6 protein-coding genes are annotated in these 6,573 nt (G+C 73.6%); 5 read left to right on the top strand and 1 reads right to left on the bottom strand.

Annotated elements, in window-relative coordinates; all coding sequences use genetic code 11:
• Positions 1-88: 88 nt before the first annotated feature.
• The gene (locus tag ACQRUO_RS38070) at positions 89-523 is read right to left on the bottom strand and encodes a CBS domain-containing protein (protein ID WP_428320758.1); all 435 of its coding nucleotides are present in this window, start codon (positions 521-523) and stop codon (positions 89-91) included.
• Positions 524-753: 230 nt separating this feature from the next.
• Between ACQRUO_RS38070 and ACQRUO_RS38065 the strand changes: the two genes are divergently transcribed.
• The 5 genes from ACQRUO_RS38065 to ACQRUO_RS38045 all read left to right on the top strand — a co-directional run bounded on the left by ACQRUO_RS38065 (position 754) and on the right by ACQRUO_RS38045 (position 6,486).
• Complete coding sequence (locus ACQRUO_RS38065; RefSeq protein ID WP_428320757.1) at positions 754-1,488, top strand: polyprenol monophosphomannose synthase; 735 nt, start codon at positions 754-756, stop codon at positions 1,486-1,488.
• 260 nt (positions 1,489-1,748) lie between these two features.
• Positions 1,749-2,636, top strand: a complete 888-nt coding sequence (locus tag ACQRUO_RS38060; protein WP_428320756.1) for a metal-dependent hydrolase — start codon at positions 1,749-1,751, stop codon at positions 2,634-2,636.
• A gap of 28 nt (positions 2,637-2,664) precedes the next feature.
• Positions 2,665-3,834 (top strand): PDR/VanB family oxidoreductase, encoded by a 1,170-nt coding sequence (locus ACQRUO_RS38055; protein ID WP_428320755.1) that lies wholly within the window; start codon positions 2,665-2,667, stop codon positions 3,832-3,834.
• Positions 3,835-3,838: 4 nt separating this feature from the next.
• A complete protein-coding gene (locus ACQRUO_RS38050; protein WP_428320754.1) occupies positions 3,839-4,702 on the top strand; it encodes a M24 family metallopeptidase in 864 nt (287 codons plus the stop codon).
• Positions 4,699-6,486 (top strand): SDR family oxidoreductase, encoded by a 1,788-nt coding sequence (locus ACQRUO_RS38045; RefSeq protein WP_428320753.1) that lies wholly within the window; start codon positions 4,699-4,701, stop codon positions 6,484-6,486. Before ACQRUO_RS38050 ends, ACQRUO_RS38045 begins: the two co-directional genes overlap by 4 nt.
• Positions 6,487-6,573 lie beyond the last annotated feature (87 nt).

The raw sequence follows: 6,573 nt of genomic DNA, 5'->3' as shown, positions 1-6,573 counted from the left end.
GGCCGGTCGCCCGGCTCCGGCCCGCAGGCGCCGCCCGCCGCACCGGCGGTCGCCCCTCGTGGCGGCCGCGCCGGGTGCGGGGCGCGGCTCAGTGCGTGACGAACATGCTGTCCATGAACTCGATGATCTGCCGGTCGGTGAGGCCCTTGGACATCTTGTGCCCGTCGGCGAGGTCCTTCTCGGTGATCATGCCGACCAGCATGCCGTCGTCGATCACCGGGATGCGGCGGATCTGGTGCTGCTCCATCTTCTTCAGCACGGTGTCCATGTCGTCGTCGGCGCGGACGCAGTGCAGGTGGCCGCCCAGGTCCATGGCCGTCATGGTCGACGGATCCTTGCCCTCCGCGATACATCGGGTGATGATGTCACGGTCCGTGATGATGCCCTTGAGCTTCTTGTCCGGCCCGCAGATCGGGAGGGCGCCCACGCCCTTGTCCCGCATCATCTTGGCGGCCGCCATGAGGCTCTCGTTGGCGTCGATGCACTGGGCTCCGCGGTGCATGATGTCACGCGCTGTGATCACAGCTCTCTCCTCTCGGTGCCGGAGGGTACCGGCTCGTTCACCGTAGGTGCCGATCCGGGTGCCCGCGAGCGGAGTGCCGGGGGTGGCGGGGGGAGCGGCGCGGTGCCCGGCTGCCCGGGCCGGGGGGACCGGCTCTCATCGGTCGTTGCGAATATGTCACCTGGATGGCGCGGTGTACCGTCTGGTGGTCGACCGCGAGAGCCATGCATCCCCGTTGAACGGAGCGTCCGTTGACCCATAAGACCGTCGTGGTGATCCCGACCTACAACGAGGTCGAGAATCTCCCGCGCATCATCCAGGAAATCCTCGGCCTTGAGGTCCCGGGTCTCGGAGTCCTGGTGGTGGACGACGGCAGCCCGGACGGCACCGGCGAGGTGGCCGACAAGCTCGCGCAGCTCCATCCGGGCGTGATCGACGTGCTGCACCGCACCACCAAGGACGGGCTGGGCCGGGCCTACCGGGCCGGGATGACCAAGGCGCTGGCGGACGGCGCCGACTTCGTGGCGCAGATGGACGCGGACTTCTCGCACCCGCCGACCGCGCTGCCCGAGATGATCAAGGCGGCCGAGCAGGGCGCCGGGCTGGTCATCGGTTCCCGCTACACCCCGGGCGGCTCGCTGGACGAGGCCTGGGGCGTGCACCGCCGGCTGCTCTCCAGGTGGGCCAACTTCTACGTCAAGACCATCCTCGGGGTGAAGGCCGCCGACGTGACGGCCGGCTTCAACCTGTGGTCCCGGGACGCCCTGGCGGCGGTCGGCCTGGACCGGATCGAGTCGAACGGCTACTCGTTCCAGGTGGAGATGAAGTACCTCGCCTCGCGGGCCGGGGTGCGGATCGCCGAGGTGCCCATCCACTTCGCGCAGCGCCTGCTGGGCACCTCCAAGATGTCGCTGTCGACGCAGCTGGAGTCGGCCTGGATGCCGTGGCGGCTGCGGGGCAAGCACAGCGGCGGCGCCCGCGGCTGAGCTGGGCGCACCACCGGGCCGACGACCGGTAGGGCTGCACGCAGGGGCGGGTGGTGGCGAGGGCCACCGCCCGCCCCTGCGGCGTGCGCCGGGGGCGTGCCGGCGCGTTCACGGGCTTGGGGAGCCCTGCGCCCGCCCCTGCATGATCCCGTTATTAGACTCGATGTCGATAAGAACGGTCCAAACCCTTGTGGCCTCCGATACCCGCCAGTAGTTTGAGGTGCTGACGCCACCCCGCCCGCAGGTCAGGAGGGTCCCCCATGCCCAAAACCACTCCCGAGGTGCACGCCGACCTGGTGCTGGAGCCGCGCGACGTCACGTTCGACTGGAGCACGTTGCCGCTGCACTGGATCCCGGACGAGCCGTTCGCCACCCACACCATCAACGTGCTGCACCTGCTGCTCCCCGAGGGCGAGCGCTGGTTCATCAAGGTCTTCAAGGACGCGCTCCCGCTGGTCACCGACGAGCAGCTGCGCGAGGAGGTGCTCGGCTTCATCGGCCAGGAGTCGATCCACGCCGAGGCGCACCAGGAGGTGCTCGACCACCTGCTGACCCAGGGCCTGGACCCGCGCCCCTACGTGCGGCAGATCGCCTGGCTGTTCCAGAAGGTGCTCGGGGAGAAGCCGCAGCTCGGCCCCCGCCAGCGCCGGGAGAACATCATCGAGCGGGTGGCCTTCGTCGCCGCGATCGAGCACTTCACCGCCTTCCTCGGCAACTGGGCGCTCAACTCGCCCGGACTGGACCGGGCGCAGGCCGACCCGACGATGCTGGACCTGCTGCGCTGGCACGGCGCCGAGGAGGTCGAGCACCGCAGCGTCGCCTTCGACCTGATGACCCACCTCGACCCCGGCTACCTGCGGCGGATCCGCGGCATGCTGGTCTCCGGCCCGCTGCTGCTGCACCTGTGGGTGCGCGGCGCCCGGTTCCTGCTGGCCGCCGACCCCACCCTGCAGGGACGCGTCGTGCCGAGCTGGGGCCAGGCCCGGGACGCCGCCCGGCGCGGGCTGCTGCCGGACCCGGTCCAGTCGATCCGCTCCGGCCTGCGCTACCTCAAGCGCGGCTACCACCCGACCCAGGAGGGCTCCAGCGCCCAGGCGCTCGGCTACCTCGCCGCCTCGCCGGCCGCCCGCGCCGCCGCCGCCCGCTGACCGCCGACGCGCCCCCGGAGCCCCCGCCATGACCAAGCAGCACCCCGCCGTGACCACCCAGGACCCCGACGGCCACGCCACCCCACCGGCCCCCACCGCCGTCTTCGGCCGCACCACCCGGCTCGACGTGGAGAACCCGCCCCCGGACCTCTACGGCCGCCCCCGGCTGGACCGCTTCATGCACGCGATCACCGCCTTCAGCGACGTCTACACCCCCGCCATGGGGCGCCCGCTGCTGCGCCGCAACCCGAGACTGCCCGCCCCGCGGGCCCGCGCACCGCTCACCCTGGTGGTCACCGGCCACCGCGCCGTCGCCGAGGACGTGGTCGAGCTGCGCCTCGCCGACCCCTCCGGCGACCGGCTGCCCGCCTGGCAACCCGGCGCCCACCTGCGGCTGACCCTGCCCTCCGGCAAGGAACGCCACTACTCGCTCTGCGGCGACCCGGCCGACCGCGGCGCCTACCGGATCGCGGTCCGCCGGATCGCCGACGGCGGTGGCGGCTCCCGGGAGATCCACGACGACCTGCACCTCGGGATGCGGCTCACCGTGCGCGGGCCGCGCAACGGGTTCGCCTTCTGCGGCGAGCCCACGCTGCTGCTGGTCGCCGGCGGGATCGGCATCACCCCGCTGCTGCCGATCGCCCGCGAGGCCCAGCGGCGCGGACTGGACTGGCAGTTGGTGCACGCCGGGCGCACCGCCGCCTCGCTGCCGTTCACCGAGGAGCTGCGCGCGCTCGACCCCGCGCGGGTCCGGTTCGTCACCGACCGGGTGCCCACCGGCGCCGAGCTGCTGGCCGGGGCCCGCCCCGGCACCGCCGTCTACTGCTGCGGCCCGGCCCCGATGCTGGCCGCCGTGCAGGACGCCTTCGCCGACTCGCCGGCCCGGGCCCTGCACTTCGAACGCTTCACCGCCGCGCCGATCCTCGACGGCCGCCCGTTCGCCCTGCAGCTGGGCACCGACGGCGAGCGCGTCGAGGTCCCCGCCGACCGCTCCGCGCTGGACGTGCTGCGCGAGGCCCGCCCCGACCTGGCGTACTCCTGCCAGCAGGGGTTCTGCGGCACCTGCCGGGTCCAGGTCCTGGCCGGCACCCCCGAGCACCGCGACCGCCGGCTGACCGCCGAGGAGCGGGCGAGCGGCGCCCTGCTGCCGTGCGTCTCCCGCGCGGCCGAGGGCGCGACCCTGGTTCTGGAGGTCTGAACCGATGGCTGCTGTGACTCCCACCGGCACCGCTCCCGGCTTCCGCTACTCCGAGCGGGACCTCGACCGCTTCCGCGAGCTGCAACAACTCGCCTACCACTGCGCCGAACAGGTCGCCGCCTGGATCGAGCCCGGGGTGACCGAGCGCCAGGCCACCGCCAGGCTGCGGCACTGCCTGGTGGCCGCCGGCGTCGAGGACTTCTTCCACGTGCCGTTCGCCTGGTTCGGCGACCGCACCGCCTTCCGGCATTTCCACACCCCGCTGCAGTTCTTCGCCGGCTCCCGGGTGCTGGCGGAGGGCATGCCCTACGTGCTGGACTGCGCCCCGGTGGTGGACGGCTACACCGCCGACATCGGCTACGGCGGCAAGGTCGGCGACAACCCGATCTGGGACCGGCTCGCCCAGGACCTGCGGGTCTACCGCGAGTTGATCCTGCGCGAGGTGCGGGCCGGCAAGCCGCTGAACGAGATCTACGCCGCGGTGGACGCCCAGATCGCCGCGCACGGCTACGACAACCGCCACCAGGTCTACCCTGGGCGGGTGATCGGCCACCAGGTGACCCGCAACACCAGCCGCGCGCCCAAGGGCGTCACGCTCTTCGGCTTCGGCCTGCGCACCCTGCAGACCCTCGGCCGGGAGCTGATCAGCGAACGCCTGCACGGGCGTTCGCCGCTCTGGGCCGACGGGCGCGCCTCCCGGCACGCGCCGACCCCGGGCCTGTGGGCGGTCGAACCGCACATCGGCTTCCGCGAGGTGGGCATCAAGTTCGAGGAACTGCTGGTGGTCACCGAGGACGACGCGTACTGGCTGGACGACGACCTGCCGCACGTGCGGCGCTTCACCACCCTCGAGGAGGCGACCGGATGAGCAGCGACCGGAAACCGCGCGGCGGCCGGACGGGCGACCGCGCGCAGCGGACCCGTGACGGCGAGCAGCAGCAGGTGCGCCGACGGACCGTCCACAGCGCGGGCGTGGACCTCGCCGTCTTCGAGCAGGGCGACCCCGCCCGGCCCACCGTGCTGCTGGTGCACGGCTACCCCGACACCCACCGGGTCTGGGACGAGGTGGCCGCCGAACTCGCCGCCGACCACCACGTGGTGCGCTACGACGTGCGCGGCGCCGGGGACTCCACGGTGCCGGCCGGCCGGCAGGAGTACCGGCTGGAGCTGCTCGCCGCCGACCTGCGCGCGGTGGTCGAGGCGGTCAGCCCGGACCACCCGGTGCACGTGGTCGCGCACGACTGGGGCTCGGTGCAGGCCTGGGAGGCGGTCACCGACCCCGAGGCCGAGCGGCACATCGCCTCCTACACCACCATGTCCGGGCCCTGCCTGGACCACCTGGGCCACTGGCTGCGGCACCGGATGCGCCGCCCCACCCCGCGCCACCTGCGCCAACTCCTGGTCCAGGGCGCGCACTCCTGGTACGTCACCGCCTTCCACCTGCCGTTCCTGGCCCCCGCCGCCTGGCGGCTGGGCCTGGCCCGGGCCTGGCCGCGGGTGCTGCGCGACCTGGAACAGGTGCCCCGACGGCCCGACCACCCGCAGCCCACGCTCCGTCAGGACGCGGTGCACGGCATCGAGTTGTACCGGGCCAACATCCGCCCCCGGCTGCGCGCGCCGCGCGAGCGGAGCACCCGGGTGCCGGTGCAGCTGATCACGCTGCGCCGCGACCACTACGTCAGCCCCTTCCTCTCCGACGGCCTGGAGCGCTGGGCGCCCCGGCTCACCCGGCGCGAGCTGAACGCCACCCACTGGTCGGCGCTGCTCGGCGGGACGCCGGTGATCGCCGACCTGGTCCGGGAGTTCACCGGGCGGATCGAGGCCGGCGGCGAGCCGGCCGGCCCCGGCGAGCAGCTGGTGGTGATCACCGGTGCCGGCAGCGGGATCGGCCGGGCCACCGCGTTGGCCTTCGGCGAGCAGGGCGCCACCGTGGTGGTCTGCGACCTCGACCTGGCGGCGGCCGAGCGGACCGCGGAACTGGTGGGCCTGGTCGGCGGCACCGGCCACGCCTACCGGGTGGACGTCAGCGACGGCCCCGCGATGACGGCCTTCGCCGAGCAGGTGGCGGCCGCCCACGGGGTGCCCGACGTGCTGGTCAACAACGCCGGGATCGGGCACTCCGGGACCTTCCTGCAGACCACCGAGAAGGAGTGGCAGCGGGTCCTGGACGTGAACCTGTGGGGCGTGATCCACGGTTGCCGGGCGTTCGGGCAGCTGATGGTGGAGCGCGGGCGCGGCGGGCACATCGTCAACCTGGCCTCGGCCGCCGCCTACCTGCCCTCCAAGGTGCTCGCCGCCTACGCCACCAGCAAGGCCGCGGTGCTGATGCTCTCCGACTGCCTGCGCGCCGAACTGGTGGACAGCGGCATCGGGGTGAGCGCGATCTGCCCCGGCATCGTCGACACCAACATCACCCGCACCTCGACCTTCTCCGCCGTCACGGCCGACGAGCAGGCCGCCAAGCAGGCCCGGGCCGCCAAGCTCTACGCCCGCCGCGGCTTCCCGCCGGAGAAGGTGGCCGCGGAGATCGTCAAGGCGGTGCGGACCGGCAAGCCGGTGGTCCCGGTGACGGTCGAGGCGAAGGCGGCCCGCTGGCTCGGCCGGCTCTCGCCCGGCCTGCTGCGCCGCGCCGCCCGGATCGACGCGGGCTGAGCGGCCCGACCCGGTCGCTCAGCGCCGGGCGGCGCGTTGCGGCGGGACGCGGTGGGCCGTGCCCGGCTCGGGGTGCGGGGCGGCGGC

It is taken from the genome of Kitasatospora sp. LaBMicrA B282 (assembly GCF_050325825.1).
GTDB lineage: Bacteria > Actinomycetota > Actinomycetes > Streptomycetales > Streptomycetaceae > Kitasatospora.
This window is presented reverse-complemented; position numbering and strand designations above follow the sequence as displayed.

Excerpts from the sequence above, each read along its gene's own strand:
- ACQRUO_RS38060 (WP_428320756.1), top strand. The coding sequence starts at position 1,749 with ATGCCCAAAACCACTCCCGAGGTGCACGCCGACCTGGTGCTGGAGCCG.
- ACQRUO_RS38055 (WP_428320755.1), top strand. The coding sequence starts at position 2,665 with ATGACCAAGCAGCACCCCGCCGTGACCACCCAGGACCCCGACGGCCAC.
- ACQRUO_RS38050 (WP_428320754.1), top strand. The coding sequence starts at position 3,839 with ATGGCTGCTGTGACTCCCACCGGCACCGCTCCCGGCTTCCGCTACTCC.
- ACQRUO_RS38045 (WP_428320753.1), top strand. The coding sequence starts at position 4,699 with ATGAGCAGCGACCGGAAACCGCGCGGCGGCCGGACGGGCGACCGCGCG.